Raw genomic sequence first — 18408 nt, forward strand, 5'->3', positions numbered from 1 at the left:
GGCGATCATCTGGCGCGGCGAAGAGGGGGAGGAGAGGACCTACACCTACGGCGAACTCCACCGCGAGGTGATGCGGTTCGCAAACGGTCTACGCTCCCTCGGCGTCGAAAAAGGCGACCGGGTCTGCATCTACATGCCGCTCGTCCCCGAGCTGGTCGTCGCGATGCTCGCCTGCGCCCGGATCGGGGCCGTCCACTCGGTCGTCTTCGGCGGGTTCGGGGCGGACGCGCTCGCGATGCGGATCAACGACGCAGACGCGAAGATCCTCATCACCGCGGACGTCGGCTACCGCCGGGGAAAGACCATCCCCCTCCGGGAGATCGCAAAAGAAGCCGTCAGCCAGACGCCGTCCATAGAGAGGGTCGTCGTCCTCCGGCGTGAGGAGCCCGCAGTCGAGATCGACCCCGCCCTCGAGGTCGATTACGCCAGCCTCACGGCAAAGGCCGCACCTGACTGCCCGGCGGAGGTGATGGACGCCGAGGACCCGCTCTTCATCCTGTATACAAGCGGCTCGACCGGGGCACCGAAGGGAATCGTGCACACCTGCGGCGGCTACGCGGTTGGAACCTACTACACCACAAAGTGCGTCTTCGACGTCAGGGAAGACGACGTCTACTGGTGCACCGCCGACCCCGGCTGGATCACCGGGCACAGTTACGTCGTCTACGGCCCGCTCGCGGTCGGGACGACGGTCGTCATAACCGAGGGGACGCCCGACTACCCGGACCCGGGCGCCTACTGGCGGCTGGTCGAGGACCTTGGGGTGACGATCTTCTACACCGCGCCGACCGCGATCCGGATGTTCATGCGCTACGGCGACGAGTGGCCGGCGAAGTACGACCTCTCGACGCTCCGGGTCCTCGGCTCCGTCGGCGAACCGCTCAACCCCGAGGCGTTCGAGTGGTACTACCACCGGATCGGCGGCGGACAGTGCCCGATCGTGGATACCTGGTGGCAGACCGAGACCGGGATGCATATGGTGACCACGATGATCGGCGAACCGATGAAGCCCGGGTTTGCCGGAAAGCCCATCCCGGGCGCCGTCGTCGATGTCGTCGATAAATCGGGCAACCCGGTCCCGCCGGGAACCGGAGGGTTCCTGGTCATCAGAGAGCCCTGGCCATCCATGATGCGGACGGTCCACGGCAACGACGAGCGCTACTGCAAGTACTGGAACACCATCCCGGGGTGCTACACCGCAGGCGACCTCGCGGTGAAGGACGAGGACGGCTACATCATGATCATCGGGCGGGCCGACGACCTGATCATCGTCGCCGGGCACAACATCGGGACCGCGGAGGTCGAGAGCGCCCTCGTCTCCCACGAGGCGGTGGCCGAGGCGGCCGTCATCGGCAAACCCGACCCCTTGAAAGGAAACGTCATCAAGGCCTTCGTCACCCTCCGGGTGGGGGTAAGCCCAAGCGATGACCTCACCGAGGACCTCGCCCACCACGTCAAAAAGAGCCTCGGCCCCGTCGCGGTGCCGGCCGAGATCGAGTATATGGACCGGCTCCCGAAGACCCGGAGCGGCAAGATCATGCGTCGGGTCTTAAAAGCCCGCGAGCTCGGCATGGACCCGGGCGACATATCCACCCTTGAGGAGTGATCGTCCATGCCAGACACACAGACGGTCTTTGGGCTGCCGGCGGAGAAGGGGCGGTGGGGGCTTGTCGCCCTCGGCCTCCTCATCAACCTCTGTCTCGGGAGCATCTACTCCTGGAGCGTCTTTGTCGCGCCGCTTGCGGCGTACTTTTCTGAGACGCTCGGCCGGGAGGTGACGGCCGGGGAGGTCCTCCTCCCGTTCTCGGTCTTCCTCGCCTTCTTCGCGATAGCGATGCCGCTCGCCGGGAAGTACATCGAGCGCTACGGCCCCCGAAAGGTGACGATCGTCGGCGGGCTCCTTACGGGCCTCGGCTGGCTGCTCGCCTCGACGGCGACGTCGGTCGAGGCGCTCTACGTCGTCTACGGGGTCATCGGGGGGCTCGGCGTCGGGATAGCCTATGGAGCGCCGGTCGCCGTCGCGGCCCGATGGTTCCCGGACCGGCGGGGGTTTGCCGTCGGGCTGGCCCTGCTCGGCTTCGGGTTCTCGGCGTTTGTGACCGCAAACGCTGCAGGAGCCCTGATCGCCGCCTACGGCGTGATGGCGACGTTCCGGATCTTCGGGATCGCCTTCATCGCCGTGCTGCTCCTCGCCGCCCTGCCGCTCCGGTTCCCGCCGGAGGGCTGGCAGCCGAAGGGCTGGACGCCTCCCGCGCCCGGGGTCGGGACGGCGCCGGTCTGCGAGTGCGACCGAAGCGCGATGCTCCGGACGGGGACGTTCTATGGGCTCTTTGCCTGCTACTTCGTAGGCTGCCTTGCGGGGCTTACCGCGATCTCGATCGCAAAGCCGGTCGGGACCGAGGTCGCCGGAGTGGACGCGGGGCTCGCGACGCTCCTCGTCGGGTTCTTCGCCGTCTTCAACGGGCTAGGAAGGCCAGGGTTCGGGAGCCTCACCGACCGGATAACCCCGCAGAAGACAGCGATGCTGACGTTTGCGCTGATCGCGGCGGCATCGATCCTGATCTGGCTTGTCCCCGGGGTGCCGGCCTACATCGTCGCCTTCGCCGTCCTCTGGGGCTGCCTTGGAGGGTGGCTTGCGATCGCTCCGGCGGCGACGGCCTCGTATTTCGGGACGTGCGACTACCCGCGCTGCTACGGGGTCGTCTTCCTCGCCTACGGTGCGGGGGCGATCGCCGGGCCGCAGCTTGCAGGCTTCGTCCGGGAAGCGACCGGGACCTACCTCGGCGTCTTCCCGCTCGTCGCGGGCCTGGCCGTCGTGGGGTTCGCCGTCGCCTGGCTTCTCGTGCGCCCGCCGGAGACCGTTCCGGCACCGGAAAAAGAGAGAGAAGAGGAAGGCGCTACACCTTCTCCGTGAGCCCGAGCCGCCGGAGCACCCCGGCGGCCGCCTCCATCCCGCCGTCAAGGTAGACGGCGCCGATGAGGGCCTCCAGGCACTCGGCGAGGACACGGCCGGAGGTCCAGACCCTCTGGGAGGCCTCGCCCTTTCCCCAGCGAACGTAACCGGCAAGGTCGATACCTTCCGCAAGAGCGCGGAGCCGGGACATGTTCACCAGGTTCATCTTGCGGTTGGTTATCGCACCTTTGTCGTGCGCTCCGCCCGCGACCACCGCCTCCACGACCACGACGTTAATGACCGCGTCCCCGAGCGTCGCGAGGGCGTCCATGTGGGCGGCAGGAGGAAGACCCGTCTCCAGGGCGTAGGCGAGGCGGGTAAGCGCCCGGAGAAGCAGGGTGCGGTCGGTGAAGACGTAGCCGATCCGCTCCTCAAGCCGGCGCATCCCGCCGGTCTCACTCGCGTTCATAAAAAAGGTTACTCGAGGACTTCGGCCTTCTCGATCCGGACGGGGACCTTCGGCCTGTCGGATGAGTCCGTCCGGACCTTCCCGATCTTGTCGACGACGTCGAGCCCCTCCACCACCTCCCCGAAGACCGGGTGGGCGCTCGGCGTCCGGGGGTCGTCCCAGTCGAGATAGGTGTTGTCGACGAGGTTGATGAAGAACTGGCTCCCGCCGGAGTTCGGGCGGCCGGTGTTCGCCATCGATATCGTGCCCCGGAGGTTCGAATGACCCTTCACGAACTCGTCGGGGATGGTGTAGCCCGGCCCGCCCATCCCGGTGCCGGTGGGGTCGCCGCCCTGGATCATGAAGCCATCGATGACCCGGTGAAAGATCGTCCCGTCGTAGAACCCGGACCGGACCAGTTTCTCAAAGTTCCCCGCGGTCACCGGCATATCGTCGTAGAGCCGGATCGTGATATCGCCCATCGTCGTATGGAGCACGACACGCTTATCCGCCATAATCATTCACTCCGTATGGTATTGTCCCGCATCTCTACTTATACTGATGGAGGCCGGCACCCGGGACCGCAGTCCCCTGAGTCAACCATATAGCATAAACAAATCAGTGAAGTAAAAATAATTTATACGAACAGCCCGGAAGTATATGTATGTACTCCGGAGCGAAGATTCACCCCGGCCGGGATATATCCACCATTCCCCACCCGGCCTCCGGCAGCGGAGGGGCCCTCCTATGAGCCGCCGGGCGCCGGTCTTCATCATCACCGGCGGGCAAGGCCAGTGCAAGACGACGTTCCTGCACCAGGTCCTCGGACTCATCGTCGGGCTGAACGTGCGTGTCCAGGGGATCATCGCACCCGGGCATGTGCGGGACGGCCGCAGGTCCGGGTTCACCCTGGTCGACCTCGCCACCGGCGAGCAGGAGGAGCTCTGCTCGGTCGACCCCGATCCCCGGTGCGAGATCCACGGCCGGTTCTATTTCCGGCCCGAGGGGTTGGCATTCGGCCGCCGGGCGCTCGCACCGCCTGATCCGCGGGAGACCGATCTTATGGTCATCGATGAGGTGGGGAGGTTCGAGCTCCAGGGCGCGGTCTGGGCCGAGCAGATCGATCGACTGCTCGCGCACCCGCACCCCCCGATGATCTGGACGGTCCGGCGACGGCTTCTTGATACGGTCGTCGAGCGCTGGAATATCAGAAACCCCGTCGTGGTGGACGTCGGGACCGCGAGCGTCATGGCGACGGCGGACGCCGTGATGGATGCCGTCTGGGAGTGGCGCGAAGCACAGACATTCTCCCCGATCACGGCGGCGCCGGTTCCGGGGGATCGCGTCGCCCCTCCAGCGCTGTTTGCGGACGCGGCCACCGGGGCGCCAAGGAGCACCCCGGTCATCCTCCGGCGCTGCTACGGCCCGGAGGGGTGAGGGGGCCCTCCTCTGATCCAGAAGAGAGCAGAACGACCACGACTTCCGGCCCTCGATTGCAGCTGAAAAACGGGATCTGCCTGCCGTGTCGCATATTCAGGTTGCCCAACCGCAAACGTGATGACGACGGTCGTCCATTCCGGGCCTTCATGCCCAAGAAAGAACGTTGGGAACGGCCTTACCCCGAGCAAAGCCACCGCAGGAAGACCCGCGAGGAAATCCTTGGAGATTGTGCAACACGGTATTATGAGTGATATCGTTATGAGCGCTTTTCAGACCGTAGTTTTTCTTTCACCCGCAACAACTCCCTCTATGCGAATTTAGAGGCACGGAACATTCGGCGGTGCTTATGCCGTTCCGCTGAGTATCTCCGCTGCCTGCTCCCGTGTTATGTCGCAGTTGTAGAACTCTTTGTAGAAGGCTATGACCTCTGCCTCCATATCGAAGTCCTTGAACTGTTCGGGGTAGATTGTCTTCGCTACCCAGAGCACCATCAGCGGCGTCTCGCTTGTACGCTGGATCCAGTAATGCGCTCCCACGGGCGTCGCATACACCTTCCCGTTCTTTACTGCACTTACGCCGCTGAGCCGTGTATCGTTGTAAACCAGGGGGATCTCATCATGGCTGCTAAGAATGAGCACGTCGGGATCCCAGGCAAGTAACTGCTCCAGATCAAACTGCAGGCTCTCCGCAACATGGGCCTCCTTAGCGACAGCTATCCCACCCGCTTTCTCGATATACCACTCGGCTATCTTGTGGCCCACAGACATGCCCTTGTATGAACAACACAACACCCTTGGCCGCTGGTCGTCCGGCAAGGATGCGACCGCCTTACCCGGGCGGGCGGTGGCCTCGTCGAAGTACCTGACGTACCTCCCGGCCTTCTCCTGCTCACCGAAGACCTCCCCGAGCAGCAGCAGCAGGTCTTTCACGTCCTCAGCATCCGTCCAGGAGAGATAAACGACTGGGATACCGTTCTTCTCGAGTTTATCGACCGAGGGCATGCTCATGGTGAATGCAACGTCCGGGTTGATCTTCATGAGTTCCTCGAGATTGAAGTCCCCGGTCGTGGTCTGGATCGTTGGTTTGTTCTTTAAATTGGGCTCGAACACGTATTGGTACTTGTGTCTGCCTCCTTTGATGAATGACTCCGGCAGATCGTTGGCGATCTTGCCCCCCTGCCCCATGGCGAACATGAAACTGTTCAGCACCGGCACGGAACCGATCGTCACGATACTATCGATATTCTTCGGGACGACGACCTCCCGACCCGCCATGTCCGTGACCACTGTTGTCCCGCTGTCGGTCGCCTGTCCCTGCCCGGTGCAGCCGCAGGTGAACGCCAGAAGTGCTATAAATGATAGGGTTATGAACGCTTTCAGGACTGTACTCGTCTCTTTCATCATTAACACCCCCTGCAGGCCTCATACGCAGGTCCCGTACGGGTAGCCCTTCAGGCGTTCCGGCATATCGCCTCACAGGTGTGATGTAACGTCTTTAACGCCGGGAATTTAATATTTTCTATTTACAAAATAGACATGTTAACATTTTATTGTTAATTGTCCCGTGTTGCGAGGTCGGTGAGTTCGCCGGGGCACCCCCTGGTACGGAACCCGGTTGGGAGATCTCTGATGGGTTATACTCCGGTAAACCCCGAAGTTCGGCGACAGGATGGGGAGAGGGGATGCGAGGAGTTCTCCGTTAATTTCCCCGCCCATGCCGAACTGAAGAGCATCGATCGTTTCAGCCCGCTTATACCCCATCTCCGGCCGTGACAGACCAGACCATCATGCCGCTGCAACTCTCTGTTTCGGAACGATATTTGCCGTCTGGCGACGCATTTTTGTAATACTCCCTGATCTTTTCCTCGACATCGCTGGAAACATCGCGGGTGCATCTCAGATCGTTGATCGTCTCTTCCGCTGCTTCGGCCCAGTCCCGCTCCTGGGTCCTTGAAACATGGCTGAGTCTCACAAGCGGCCGGTAACCAAGAACGTAGAGGTACATAAACGGATACAGCATATCCGGCCCGGGGTTGTCGGGTTCCTCACCCAGGATTTTCCTGAAAATCTCCCGGCGAGCCCCGTCTGTGCCCACCCTCCCGACGAAGCGGCTGTAATAGCAGAACTGCCTTGAACACGCCATCATCCGGTCGAAGGTCTCGACGTCCCTGATTCCCGGCGTCATCGACGCGATCACGAGATCGAACTTCTCCCGGAACCCAAGTCTGTCGATATCGGCCGACCACCAGGAACATTCGACCGCGTTAACACGCAAGCCTTCATTTTGCGCGGTTTCCCTGAGGTGGTCGAGCATCCTCGTCGAGATGTCGAGGGCCGTGACGTCCGCCCCGGCCCGGGCAAGGGGGAGGGAGAGGGTGCCCGGTCCGCACCCGATGTCGAGGACGCGTGCGCCCTCGGGTGAGAAACCGGCCTCCTCCAGAATTGCAAAAACATCGCCAACTCGTTTCCGGTGCCTTTCCTCATCCATGTTCTGTACAAAGCGGTCAGCCCGCTCGTCCCATTGGGTCGCCTGGAGGTCGTCACTGACTATCTTGCTGTGCTGTGCCGATGCTTTCCAGCAGTCGATCCAGCATTTCACATTATTATCCTGTGTCATTCGTGCGTTCACGGTTCCTGGGACCGCCGGACGGCGATCCGGTCGGCCCCCTTCCCGAAAAAGTGGTAGCCGGAACCGCCCTCGGCAAGGATATCCAGCAGGCGGTCGGGGTCGGTCACCTGGTTTCCACCGACGATCTCCACGCCGCGCGAGAAGAGAGCGTCGGGGAGGATGCTCACCGAAGGGCCGAGCACGACCACCGTGGCCTCCGGCCGGGCGAGTTCGAGCAGGTGGTCGAGCGTCCCGTTGATCAGCGTGGTGCCGGTGATGACCAGGGTGTCAGCCCAGGGAACGACCATATCCGTCTCCTCGACCGGCGTGTAGAACGGCAGCTCGTCGGGCTTGAGCGTACGGGGATCCATCTCGAGGACACGAAACGGCTGACCGGCCTGCTTGAGGGCACGCAGATACGGGGTCAGCGCCCCGACGACCACGACATTCCCGCTCTCCTGTATCGTGAGGAGATCGACCGCATCGACGCCGCGTACGACGGGGTGATCCGGCCCGGGGCATACATCGTCACAGAGCGCCGATAATGCGCTGACGGCCGCGATCCCGAGCGCCTTGCGCATCGGCCGGTCTCCAAGAGCGTCAGCCAGGTAGGCTTCGATTCTCCGCTCCCGGAGCCTCCCCGAGTGCGGCAGCGCCTTTGCCGAACTCGGGCAGCAGACGGCTTCCGGGATCGACTTTATGGGCGTGGCGCAGATACCCCCGTGGCCCGTGCTGAGTTTGACTCCCGTGAAAAAGACTCCCACAACCGCGCGATCGACCCTCACGTCATCCATCCTTTCCCCGAGGCGCTCCTTGAGGATCCGGATGGTCTCGTCGAGGACTGTGCTGTCGCCCATCAGTACCCACACCCATCCGGCCCGCAGCTGCACCCGGAAGACGAGGAGCCATCCCGGCGATGCCCGGCATCGCCGTCACCTTTCGTCGCACAGAAGAGGACACCATAACCCATTCCGGTCTCGTGGGGAGAACGGGTGATACCGGTATATCCCAGGCGTTTGAGCACGGCCTCGAGCTCCTCAGGGTGGCAGAGCGGATGCCCGGCACTCATGAGCGCGCGGTCGAGTTCTGCAATCCCGCTTCCCGGTGATACAGTGCAACCCGGTGCACAGAAGAGATGGTTGAGGACAAGAAGGCCACCAGGGGCAAGGGATTCCGTGATCCTGCCGAGGACATCCGTCAACCGGTCCCGGAACTTGTAGAGGAGGTGCGAAACGATGATGAGGTCATACCCCCTGCCCGGATCGTCGGTGAGGATGTCTCCTCCCCGGGCGGAGATCCGTCCACCCATACCGTATTTGCCGATGTACTCCCGGGTCAGCGGTACCACGTGCGGCAGATCGAAGACGGTTGCCTGGAGGTTCGGGTTCTCCTGGCAGAGGGCGACGGCGTAGAGGCCGTGTCCACCGCCAACATCAAGCATGGACCGGGCGTTCCTGAACCCGGAGTGCTGGCCGATCAGGCCGACGACGTGTTGCAGCTCTCCCCTGATGCACCGCTGAGCGACCGCCCTGAGGTGATCGTGCGTCGGCCGGGGACCGGTTTTCGGCGTCTCCATGCCGTCCCTGAGCGTTGCGGCCAGGTGGGACCACGATGACGTCTCCCTGCCGGCGGCGAGAATCAGGTCGCCCTGGTAGGTGGGACTGGTGCTGACCAGGAGTTCTTCGGCGATTGGGGTGTTTGCACACACGTTCTCTTCGAACGTGATATATCCCATATCGGCGAGCGCCGTCAGGAAACCCCGGGTAAACATCCCGTTTATGCCGATTGCAGTGACGTCGTTTCTTGCGGTCGGGCCACGCTCCGAGAGCCAGTCAAAGAACCGGAGTTCGAGCGCTGCCGAGAGGACCTGGTACGATTGGTACCCGGACAGGGCTGCATCAAGGTGTTCAACACTTTCTGCCGCCGGCATGACCTGCCGGAGCTGGATTGTCTGTCTTGTCATGGTGTAACCACATCCGTTCAAATTGGTGTCGGGTGGAGGATGCTCTCTACCTCCTGGTCCGTAAGGTCGTAGTCGTAGAACTCACGGAAAAACTTCTTTGTCTCGTCTGCGAGGTCGACGTCGGCGAACCGATCCGGGTAGAGTTTCTGTGCAAGCCAGAGGATCCCTAGCGGGCTCTCCGGTGCGGGGCGATCCCACCAGAACGTTCCTACGGGACACGGATACACCGCCCCGTCCCGGACCGCCGTGACGGTCGCAAACTGGGGGTTGGCTACAAACGCACCGGCCGGGCTCGAGTAGTCCTTCATGTTCGACCGAACGAAGATGACCTCGGGGTCCCACCGGACGAGCTCTTCGGGGGATACCTCGACGCCCCACATCTTATCAACCTCTCCGGCAACGTTGATCCCGCCTGCGGCGCGGATCATCGCGTCACCCCACCCGCCACGCCCATCCGTCGAGAGGGGGTTGTTGTTCATGTAATAGACCCGTTTCCGCTCGCCCTCGGGGAGATCGGCGATCTTCGCCTCGATCCGGGCCAGCGTCTCATCCCAGTACGCAACCAGCCGTTCGGCACGCTCCTCGCGCCCGAAGACCTGACCCAGCATGCGGAACTCCTGTTTCAGTTCCTCGACTCCGGCACGCCCCGTGAGCACCCGCACGACCGGGATCCCGGCTGCTTCAATGCGGGCGTTGCCTGTTTCTGCATAATAACTCCCGATAACAATGTCGGGGTTGAGTTTCAGGATCTCCTCCACGTTGGCGTTGTCGAAGGAACCGACGTCGGGCGTGGTGCGGTATCCCGGGACGACGGTATACAGGCGCTCCGTAGTGCATTGCTGCGGCTGGGCGACGACCCGGTCGCCGACCCCCAGGGCAGCCAGTTCCTGCGCCGCTCCGCCACAGCAGGTGATGACCACGGTCCTGACCTCGGAGGGGATGGTCACCGTCCTGTTGTCCATATCCGTGATCGTCCGGACCGTTGCAGCAGATTCTTCACCGATCATGTGTGACTGTTGTAAATCAGAAGCTAATCCGTGATCGTCCGGACCGTTGCAGCAGATTCTTCACCGGCAGTCCCGGGCGCTGCAAGGACGAAAGCAAGAGTCAGGACGGCACAGACGGCCACGATGGCGAGAACCAGATGGCGAGTATCTTTCTTCATACCGACTACACCGTACAATAGTGCGACGTCGCGCATATTTATCTATAATCATTTACTTTTCAGTAAAATCAAATAAAATATATTTACATATTAGCTGGAGATATATTCCTATCCCCGAACCTGTCTGCCCGCCCCTCACGGTGATCTCAGACCAGGCACAGGTGAACTGTTGCAACACGCTGGTTGCGGCGGTGGCCTGAGTGAAACTACCGCAGGAAGATCCGTGAGGGAAACCCCGGGAAATTGTGCAACACGGCGGGATCCGCCGAACCTTTTTATTGTTGTTGTAAAGGTTATGCCATTTACATTGCCATAATATTAAGTAAAACAAATAAACATATCCGGTATGGACGGTATACCAGATGACCCATAGGAAAGAACCGATTATAGAGATCGGACAGGAACCCAGGAAGAATGTTGCGATCGGTTTTTGGCGATCGGTCTTTCGGGACGGCACACCGGCCCATGAAGCCGTTCTCCGGCTGATCCCGGCAGGGAAGGCCATCTACCTCCTCCCAATCATCCTCTTCTTCTTCTCTCTCTTTTTCGGGAGGTACGTGATGGACCCGGTGGAGACGTTGCGGATCCTCACCGTAGGAACCATAAACGCACTCCTCGACGGTACGTCGTCCCTGCTCTCGACCCTCTCCGGTCATCAGGTCTTCCTCCCCTCCTTTGAGCAGACGTGGAGCGCATCGGAAGAGACAGTCCTCTTCAGGATCAGGCTTCCACGGGTGATAGCAGCGATGCTCGTCGGCGGGGGGCTCGCCCTCGCCGGGGCCTCGTTTCAGGGCCTCTTCCGAAACCCCCTCGTCTCACCCGATATTCTCGGCGTGGCCGCCGGCGCGGGTTTCGGGGCGGCGCTCGGGATCCTCCTCTCCGGTAACCCTTGGGTCATCCAGGTCTCCGCATTCGTCTTCGGGATCGTCGCGGTCGCCGTCACCTACGGCATCAGCCGCATCTACAAAAACACCTCGACCCTCGTCCTCGTCCTCGCAGGGATCATCGTCGGATCCCTCTTCTCCGCCCTCCTCTCCCTCGCCAAATACGTCGCCGACCCCTACGACACCCTGCCCGCGATCGTCTTCTGGCTGATGGGGAGCCTCTCTGCGGTCACAAACGCCGACATCATCGCGGTCGCCCCCCCGATCCTCCTCGGGAGCCTCTGCCTCTTCCTCATCAGGTGGCGAATCAACCTCCTCTCGGTCGGGGAAGAGGAGGCGCAGGCACTCGGGCTGGACACCAAGAGGATGACCGTGGTGATCATCGTCGCCTCGACCGTCGTCACCGCTTCCGCGGTATGCATCAGCGGGATCGTCGGCTGGGTGGGCCTCGTCGTCCCCCATATAGGGAGGATGCTCGTCGGCCCGGACTTCCGGAGACTCATCCCCGCATCGGCCCTTCTCGGAGCCTCGTTCCTTCTCGTCGTCGACGATATCGCAAGAACTCTGACCGCGACCGAGATCCCTCTCGGCATCCTGACGGCGCTCATCGGCGCGCCGTTCTTCGCATACCTCTTAACTCAAAAGAAGGTCGGCTGGACATGATTCTCAACGTCAACAACGCCTCGTTCTCATACGACGGCATCACAAAGCAGTTTGAAGATGTCTCCTTCTCCCTCCGGAGAGGGGAGGTTCTCTCTCTTCTCGGGAGGAACGGCACGGGGAAATCGACCCTGATCAAGTGCATCCTAAACATTCTCACGCCCCAGAGCGGGATGGTGGAGATCAACGGGCACCGGGTCACCGACATGCGGCCTGAGGAGGTCGCGCGGGAGGTCGGCTACGTCCCCCAGGTCCACCATGCCGTCTTCCCGTTTACCGCGCTCGACTTCGTCCTCATGGGGAGAGCCCCTCACATCTCGACCTTCTCGGTCCCGAAAGAGGAGGACTACGAGAAGGCGGAGGAAGCGTTTGCGCGGATCGGAATCACCCATCTCCGGGAGAAGTGCATATCCGAGATGTCGGGCGGGGAGTCGCAGATGGTGATGATCGCCCGTGCCCTCGCACAGGAGCCGTCACTGCTCATCCTCGACGAACCGACGTCGCACCTCGATATCGGCAACCAGATGAAGGTGATCGCGACGATCGACCGGCTCGCCGCCGATGGGATCGCCATCCTGATGAGCACCCACTTCCCGGACCACGGGTTTTTAGTCTCGCATACGGTCGCCATCCTCCAAGGCGGCAGGCTGATCGCGCAGGGGCCGGCTGAGGACGTCATCACAAAGGAGAACCTGCACGAAGCCTACGGAGTCGATGTCTGCGTCCGCTATGTCGAAGAGGCGGAGCGAGTGGTCTGCATCCCGATAAACCCGTGCGGCTGCCGCGGCAGGGGGGAGGCGTGATGGCTCCGAGATGTCTCGCTACGGTCGCCCTCTGTATCGTCGCCCTCCTCCTCGCATCGGCGGGCTGCATCGCCGCAGAGCCGCCCGGCACCCGGACGGTGACCGACGCGACCGGCGCTGAGGTCGCACTCCCGCAGGAGGTGAACCGGATCGTCTCGATTGACCCGATGGCCACCCATATCATCCTGATGCTCGGCGGTGGGGACAGGCTTGTCGGCGCGACGTTCGGCCCTGCGAACAGGACCGTGGTGGACGAGATCTGCAGGAAGGTCTCCGGAATCCCCGCGCCCGGAAGTCCGAAAGGGTCAAACATCGAGGAGATCGTACGGCTCGCTCCCGACCTCGTCGTCGCACGGGGGTCCTCGGCCAAAGAGGCCGGCCAGATCGCCGATGCGGGGATCCCGGTCATCATGATCGAGACCGAGTCGCCTGAGGACTTCCTCTCCGCCGTCGGGATCATCGGGGCGTCCATCGGCGCGGAGGAGCGGGCGGCAGACTACGTCGCGTCCTACCGGGAGACCGAGGAGCGGCTGCGTGCGGCCCACGCCACCGCGCCGCAGAAGAACGTCTACCTCGCAGGGCCCGGGATCTTCAAAACCGCCGGCGCCGGCTGGTACTCGGACGCCCTTCTCGCATCCGGAGGGTGCAGGAACGTGGCGCACGATGACATCTCAGGCGGGTGGAGAGAGGTTTCGCCCGAGCAGGTCTGTGCCTGGAACCCGGATATGATCATCCTGACGCCCTACTGCCAGGACGAGACGGCGTCCATACGGAACTCCTCCACTCTCGGCCATCTCGATGCTGTCAAGAACGGGAAGATCTACCGCATGCCCCGCTATATCGCCGCATGGGATATGCCCGTCCCCGAGAGCATCCTCGGTATGCTCTGGATAGGCTCCGTCTCAGCCCCCGACGGGGCCGGGATTGATATGCACGACGAGGTGCGGCAGTTCTACACCCGGTGGTATGGGGTGGACCTCGACGATGCAACGATAAAGGCCATCTTTGAGGAGGAGAGTGTCCTCCCGACAGAGAAGACCGCGGCGAAGGAAGAGTAGCGGGATGTCGATCTCCGACTGCCGCTTCTGCGCACATCGGCGCCGGACCCGGATGGGGAGTGCGGCGCTCGGGTGCCGATATCCGGCGAAATAACCACAGAATGGCGGTCTGAGCCGAGTTACGCCGGATGACACCGGCCGACGCAGGCCTTCGCCAGGGCCTGCCTCGCTCTCGGGGTGCTTGCAGAAGCGGTCGAGCAGGGAGATCCTCCGACGGCGCCGGTTGTTTAGGGACGATAGAACGACCGGTTTCCGGTCGTCCCCGCCGCGCCGGTCCCGTAAAACGTCCGGTAGAACCGGTCCTGTTCTGCAGCAAGGTCGAATGCGATGCGTTCCGGGTGGAGAACGCCTGCAATGGCGGAGAGACCGAGAACCCAGCGGGGGTTGCCGAAGTCCCAGCCCGGCGGCATAGTGTAGACCCGGCCGTGCTCGATGGCGTCGGCAGAAAGCCCCATCCTCCGGCATGCCGCAAGGTAATCCGAAGCGGGTGCGGAGAGGAACCCGGATATAAAAATGTACTCGGGGTTGAACGCGGCAAACTCTTCCGGGGTTATATTGACTCCCGGCTTCCCGGCCCGGGCGATCCCGCGGTTGACGGGGTCGCCGCCGGCCGCCTCCACGAGGTCCATCTCGAACCGCTCGGCGTTCAGGGCGAAGAGCGGCGTCCCCATCGAGTAGTAGACACGGGGCCTGCAACAGCCCTCCACCGCCGACGAGACCGCCGCCACCCGGTCGCCGATGTAGGCAGCAAGTTTCTCTGCCGCCTCAGGGCGGCCCGCACGTTCTCCGAGCTCCCGGACAAGATCGAGATAACCGTCGATCCTCTGGATCTTCCCATGGAGGTCCCGGATATAGTCGTCCCTGATGACCCCGGCCCAGATACGGGCGAGGTCGGCGTCGGACTCAACGCCGAGGCAGACCAGGACGGCGTGGACCATCTCAAGCGCCCGAGTGAACCGGTAGCCGCCCATCATCCCGGGCTCGCAGTAGGGCGTCTCTCCGATACTCCCGATCACAGGGAGTGAAAAACCGCAGGAGCACCCGGCGTCCGGCGGGATAGCGATTGTCCGCGCTCCCATCGGCCCGAAAAACTCCCGCCGGACGACCGTCTTCCCGCAGGACGGGCACGCCGTATTGAGGTATTCTGTCCCGGGCGAGTTGAAGAGGTAGACGTAGCGGAGCGTCCGGCGCAGCTCGTCGCAGATCCGCTCAGACTCCGCAATCGTCGGCTCCATCTCCGGCGGCTCGTCGCCGAACGGTATGAACCGCATGACGAGGAACGGGATGTCGGGGGATATCTCAGCAACCCGAGCGGCCGCAACACGGATCTCTTCGTCGGAGCCTCGGGCGTGGATACAGGAGACCTCCACATGGATGCCTGCTTCGAAGAGGGTCTTCACCGTCCGGAAGGCCGGTTCCGCCGAGACCGCCCCGCACGCTCGGTAACGCGCATCGGACGCCCCTTTCAGCCCGATGTTCGCGAAGTCGATGGCTGATGTAAGGTCACTGAGGGCCTCCTCCGTGTAGTAGCCGTTCGTCGCGCACCCGACGAGGAGGCCGGCATCATGCGCCGCCCGGGCCACCCGGAGGAAGGTCCGGTGCATGGCGGTCGGGTCGTTGAGGCAGAAGGCTATCCCCCGGCACCCTTCCTCCCGGGCGCGCCTGATCAGGGCATCAGGCGGAATATGCTTGAGGGCCCCGGAGACCGCCTCCGCGTGGAGGGCGACCGTCTCGGATATGCACCCGCCGCAGGAGAAGGTGCACCCGATGCCGCTCGCCTGCAAGAACGTCTCCCGGGGGTGGTAGTGGCACATCGGCATCGTCTCGATAGCAATCGGCATGACCGCGATGTAACGGTCGGGGAACCGCTCGACAAGCCTTCCGTCCTTGTTCGTGTACATCCTGCACCGCCCGGTTCCCCCGGGCGGAATGGCGCAACGGTTCTCACAGATAGAGCACCGCATGCCTATCGCCCCCGCTCGATCACGACCCAGAGCCCGGAGTCGTCGTTGATGATCCGGTGATGAAGGCCGAGGTCTGCGAGGACGCCTGCGACCCGCTCCCGGTTGTCGGGACCGAGATTCTTGTCCCGGAAACTCTTCCAGTCCGCATTCTCCTTCGTCATCGCGGCCGCGACGGCATCTCTGAGTTCGGCGGTCCCAAACCCGCCCCCGACGTAGGTCCTTCCGCCGGGCGCAAGAACCCGGTAGATCTCCGAGAATGCCCGGGAGAGGTCCTCCCAGAAGAAGACCGACCCGCGGCTGACCACGAGATCGACGGATCCCGCGGGGAGCGGGATATCGTGGACGTCGCCTCGAAGAGGCGAGACGCGATCCGAGAGCCCGGCTTCCCGGACGTTTTCTTCGGCGATGGCAAGCATATCCGGGGACGAGTCGAGGAGCGTGACCGCAAGGTCGCTTGCCTGCGCAAGCGCAATCCCGAGCGACCCGGGGCCGCTGCCGACATCGAGGCACCGTCCGCGGGAGAACCCGCACCGAATAAGGATCTGCTCCGCGAGCACTGGGTAGACCGGGGCGAAGACTGTCTTTGCAATCCGGTCCATGTGCTCCGCCCCTTCGCGGTCGAACCTGCCTGGTACGTACCCCATCTCTTCGACCTCAGGGGTTCAGGATCTCCCGGATCTGGTCGTCGGAGAGCGATACGTGGAGGAAGATCTCGTGATACTCCCGGACGAGGCTCTCAAGGTCCATGTCCTGGAAGAGATCGGGGTAGAGGACCTTGGCGGTCCAGGGGATCCCGACGATCCGGTTGATCCCGGGCGGACGATCGAACCAGCAGAACGCCGTCCGCGGGGTGAGATAGACCCGACCCGTCTTCACGGCGGCGATCTCCTGCCAGAGCGGATCGGTCCGGACCGTGGCGTAGAACCCCGGATCCCCGGCCAGAATGACGTCCGGATTCCAGGCGATGACCTGCTCCATCGAGACCTCCGTCATCCCCATTCCGGGCGTGATCGCGCAGTCCGCAACGTTTCTCCCGCCGCAGAGGTCGATGAGTTCAGAATGCGGAGAGCCCGAGGGGTCGGTCGTCAGCCCTTTGGGACCCTCGGCATAGTAAACCCCCACCCGCTGGTCTTCGGGAATCGAGGCCACCCGCTCCGTCACCGTGGCGAGCACGCCCTCGTAGAAGGCGATCATCGCTTCCGCCTGCTTCTCCTCTCCAAGGAGGTCGCCCATGAACCTGATGGGCGCCGAGTAGCCGGTGGAGTTGGTGCTATCCTCAACGGCGACGACCGGGATGGAGCCCAACTTCTGCTGCCGCTCGGCAACGGAGGCAAGCGCCGCTCCGCCGTCGGTGGTGTAGCCCTCGATGACGACATCGGGGTGCATCGATATGAACGTCTCATAGTTGCCGGTCTCTTTCCCGAACCAGCCCCCGATGACCGGAAGTGCCATGTAGTTATCAGCGATGTAGCCCTTCTCGGGCGCAAAATTCCAGCCTGCGAGCCGGTCGGGCGCGACCATGTAGACGAGCATCGTCGACGGCGGGGAGGTGCAGAGGATGTTCTTGATCTCCGACGGGACGACGACGGTTCGGCCCGCCATATCGGTGATCGTGCGGTTTTCAGTGGAGGGGTCCGCGTTCAGGGTGGCTGTGCAGGCGGCGGAGGCGCAGAGGAGAACCACACAAACACCGAGCATGATGATCAGAAGACGGCAATGCTTTGTAATAACTACCACATCCATTGGATCTTCTCCGATACACTTCAGGGAGGCATCGAAGGTTTCCGCTATCGTGGTTGGGACGCGGCCCATATTAAGAATAACTATTTAACTTCGTGTTAATGTTAAACAATATACATTGAAAATGTATTGAAAAACCCTCCCTCGATACGGCGGTGGGGATCCGGATCAAAGGCAATGCCGGCGCTCTTCGCGGTCCTGCCGATCGGTCGCGACGACATGCAGGTCCGGCTCGATCCCGATCTCCCGGAGTCTCCAAAACGCACAGGCGTCTTCGCGGCCGTCGAGCGCCGCAGGAACACCCTCCCCACCCGGCAGGTCAGGTTCCCGGTCTTCGGGAGGCCCGAGCAGGCGACGGGCTCCGTCACGGGTTCACTCCAGCTCGAGGGCTTTTGCGGCCGCCCGGCCGATCAGCTCCGGCGGGATCGCCTCGTACTCCTCGCCGTTGTAGCGGAGCGTCCGGCACTCCGCATCTCCCTCGCAGGCCTCGCAGGATGCNNAAGAGGAGGCTCTCCGACTCCGCGACCCGCTCGATCAGTTGGACGCTGACGCCCTCAAGTTCAAGGAGCATCTTGATCTCCGCGAGAACCGCCGGGAGCGCCATCCCGGTCTCCTCGAACGCTCCAGGGGTCTTTTCAATCTTGTTCCATTCGATGACGAGTTCTTTCTTCATGGTCTGCCTCCACCATTGGCGGTAACGGGAAATACCGCTGCCGCTCCAGGAGCCTGAAGATTAAAAAGCATGAGCCCCGGGGCTCTATACCCCGAGCCCCTCAAGAAACA

The 18408-nt window shown here is 62.7% G+C and carries 17 protein-coding genes and 1 pseudogene (1 of these 18 running past the window's edge); 6 read left to right on the top strand and 12 right to left on the bottom strand.

Annotated elements, in window-relative coordinates:
* Positions 1-1606: the 3' portion of an acetate--CoA ligase gene (gene acs / locus ACI94_RS03965; RefSeq protein ID WP_286681114.1), read on the top strand. Its footprint begins 248 nt before the window's first position; 1606 of the gene's 1854 nt are visible here — the last part of the coding sequence; its start codon lies beyond the left edge, outside the window; the stop codon is at positions 1604-1606.
* Positions 1607-1612: 6 nt separating this feature from the next.
* Positions 1613-2914, top strand: coding sequence for an OFA family MFS transporter (locus ACI94_RS03970; protein ID WP_286681115.1), 1302 nt, complete (start codon positions 1613-1615; stop codon positions 2912-2914).
* Here ACI94_RS03970 and ACI94_RS03975 read toward each other — a convergent pair.
* Both ACI94_RS03975 and ACI94_RS03980 read right to left on the bottom strand, forming a co-directional pair.
* Positions 2898-3338: a ribonuclease III domain-containing protein gene (locus ACI94_RS03975; protein WP_286681116.1), complete on the bottom strand. Its 441-nt coding sequence runs from the start codon at positions 3336-3338 to the stop codon at positions 2898-2900. The two genes, ACI94_RS03970 and ACI94_RS03975, sit on opposite strands and share 17 nt — an antisense overlap.
* Positions 3339-3370: 32 nt before the next feature.
* A complete protein-coding gene (locus ACI94_RS03980) occupies positions 3371-3856 on the bottom strand; it encodes a peptidylprolyl isomerase (RefSeq protein ID WP_066957920.1) in 486 nt (161 codons plus the stop codon).
* Between the two features lie 232 nt (positions 3857-4088).
* On the opposite strand from ACI94_RS03980, the gene ACI94_RS03985 reads away from it, so the two are divergent.
* Positions 4089-4778, top strand: coding sequence for a nucleoside-triphosphatase (locus tag ACI94_RS03985; protein WP_286681117.1), 690 nt, complete (start codon positions 4089-4091; stop codon positions 4776-4778).
* Between the two features lie 347 nt (positions 4779-5125).
* On the opposite strand, the gene ACI94_RS03990 is transcribed toward ACI94_RS03985, so the two are convergent.
* The 6 genes from ACI94_RS03990 to ACI94_RS04015 all read right to left on the bottom strand — a co-directional run bounded on the left by ACI94_RS03990 (position 5126) and on the right by ACI94_RS04015 (position 10516).
* A complete protein-coding gene (locus tag ACI94_RS03990; RefSeq protein ID WP_286681118.1) occupies positions 5126-6184 on the bottom strand; it encodes an ABC transporter substrate-binding protein in 1059 nt (352 codons plus the stop codon).
* A gap of 346 nt (positions 6185-6530) precedes the next feature.
* Positions 6531-7379, bottom strand: a complete 849-nt coding sequence (locus tag ACI94_RS03995) for a class I SAM-dependent methyltransferase (protein ID WP_286681119.1) — start codon at positions 7377-7379, stop codon at positions 6531-6533.
* A gap of 26 nt (positions 7380-7405) precedes the next feature.
* Entirely contained in the window at positions 7406-8245 is an 840-nt protein-coding gene (locus tag ACI94_RS04000; protein WP_286681120.1) for a DUF364 domain-containing protein, read from the bottom strand.
* Positions 8245-9351 (bottom strand): methyltransferase, encoded by a 1107-nt coding sequence (locus ACI94_RS04005; RefSeq protein WP_286681121.1) that lies wholly within the window; start codon positions 9349-9351, stop codon positions 8245-8247. Before ACI94_RS04005 ends, ACI94_RS04000 begins: the two co-directional genes overlap by 1 nt.
* A gap of 17 nt (positions 9352-9368) precedes the next feature.
* Positions 9369-10358, bottom strand: coding sequence for an ABC transporter substrate-binding protein (locus tag ACI94_RS04010; RefSeq protein WP_286681122.1), 990 nt, complete (start codon positions 10356-10358; stop codon positions 9369-9371).
* Between the two features lie 23 nt (positions 10359-10381).
* Positions 10382-10516, bottom strand: coding sequence for a hypothetical protein (locus tag ACI94_RS04015; protein WP_286681123.1), 135 nt, complete (start codon positions 10514-10516; stop codon positions 10382-10384).
* 362 nt (positions 10517-10878) lie between these two features.
* Between ACI94_RS04015 and ACI94_RS04020 the strand changes: the two genes are divergently transcribed.
* Genes ACI94_RS04020 through ACI94_RS04030 form a run of 3 tightly spaced genes read left to right on the top strand, consistent with a single transcriptional unit; the run spans position 10879 to position 13921 of the window.
* Positions 10879-12063 carry an iron ABC transporter permease gene (locus ACI94_RS04020; protein ID WP_286681124.1) on the top strand — a complete coding sequence of 395 codons (1185 nt, stop codon included), beginning with the start codon at positions 10879-10881 and terminating at the stop codon, positions 12061-12063.
* On the top strand, positions 12060-12863 hold the full coding sequence (locus tag ACI94_RS04025) for an ABC transporter ATP-binding protein (RefSeq protein ID WP_286681125.1): 804 nt from the start codon (positions 12060-12062) through the stop codon (positions 12861-12863). The genes ACI94_RS04020 and ACI94_RS04025 overlap by 4 nt, the downstream gene beginning before the upstream one ends.
* A complete protein-coding gene (locus tag ACI94_RS04030) occupies positions 12863-13921 on the top strand; it encodes an ABC transporter substrate-binding protein (protein ID WP_286681126.1) in 1059 nt (352 codons plus the stop codon). The genes ACI94_RS04025 and ACI94_RS04030 overlap by 1 nt, the downstream gene beginning before the upstream one ends.
* A 227-nt stretch (positions 13922-14148) precedes the next feature.
* Here ACI94_RS04030 and ACI94_RS04035 read toward each other — a convergent pair whose 3' ends face one another.
* From ACI94_RS04035 to ACI94_RS04050, 4 genes and pseudogenes are all read right to left on the bottom strand, one after another.
* Positions 14149-15822, bottom strand: coding sequence for an ABC transporter substrate-binding protein (locus tag ACI94_RS04035; RefSeq protein ID WP_286681127.1), 1674 nt, complete (start codon positions 15820-15822; stop codon positions 14149-14151).
* A gap of 65 nt (positions 15823-15887) precedes the next feature.
* Complete coding sequence (locus ACI94_RS04040; protein WP_286681128.1) at positions 15888-16529, bottom strand: class I SAM-dependent methyltransferase; 642 nt, start codon at positions 16527-16529, stop codon at positions 15888-15890.
* A gap of 10 nt (positions 16530-16539) precedes the next feature.
* Positions 16540-17697, bottom strand: a complete 1158-nt coding sequence (locus ACI94_RS04045) for an ABC transporter substrate-binding protein (RefSeq protein ID WP_286681129.1) — start codon at positions 17695-17697, stop codon at positions 16540-16542.
* A gap of 300 nt (positions 17698-17997) precedes the next feature.
* Positions 17998-18078 (bottom strand): annotated as a pseudogene (locus tag ACI94_RS04050) (molybdenum cofactor biosysynthesis protein); the annotation flags it as partial.
* Between the last annotated feature and the right edge of the window lie 330 nt (positions 18079-18408).

Origin of the sequence: Methanoculleus sp. DTU007 (assembly GCF_001512385.1) — an archaeon.
GTDB lineage: Archaea > Halobacteriota > Methanomicrobia > Methanomicrobiales > Methanoculleaceae > Methanoculleus > Methanoculleus thermophilus.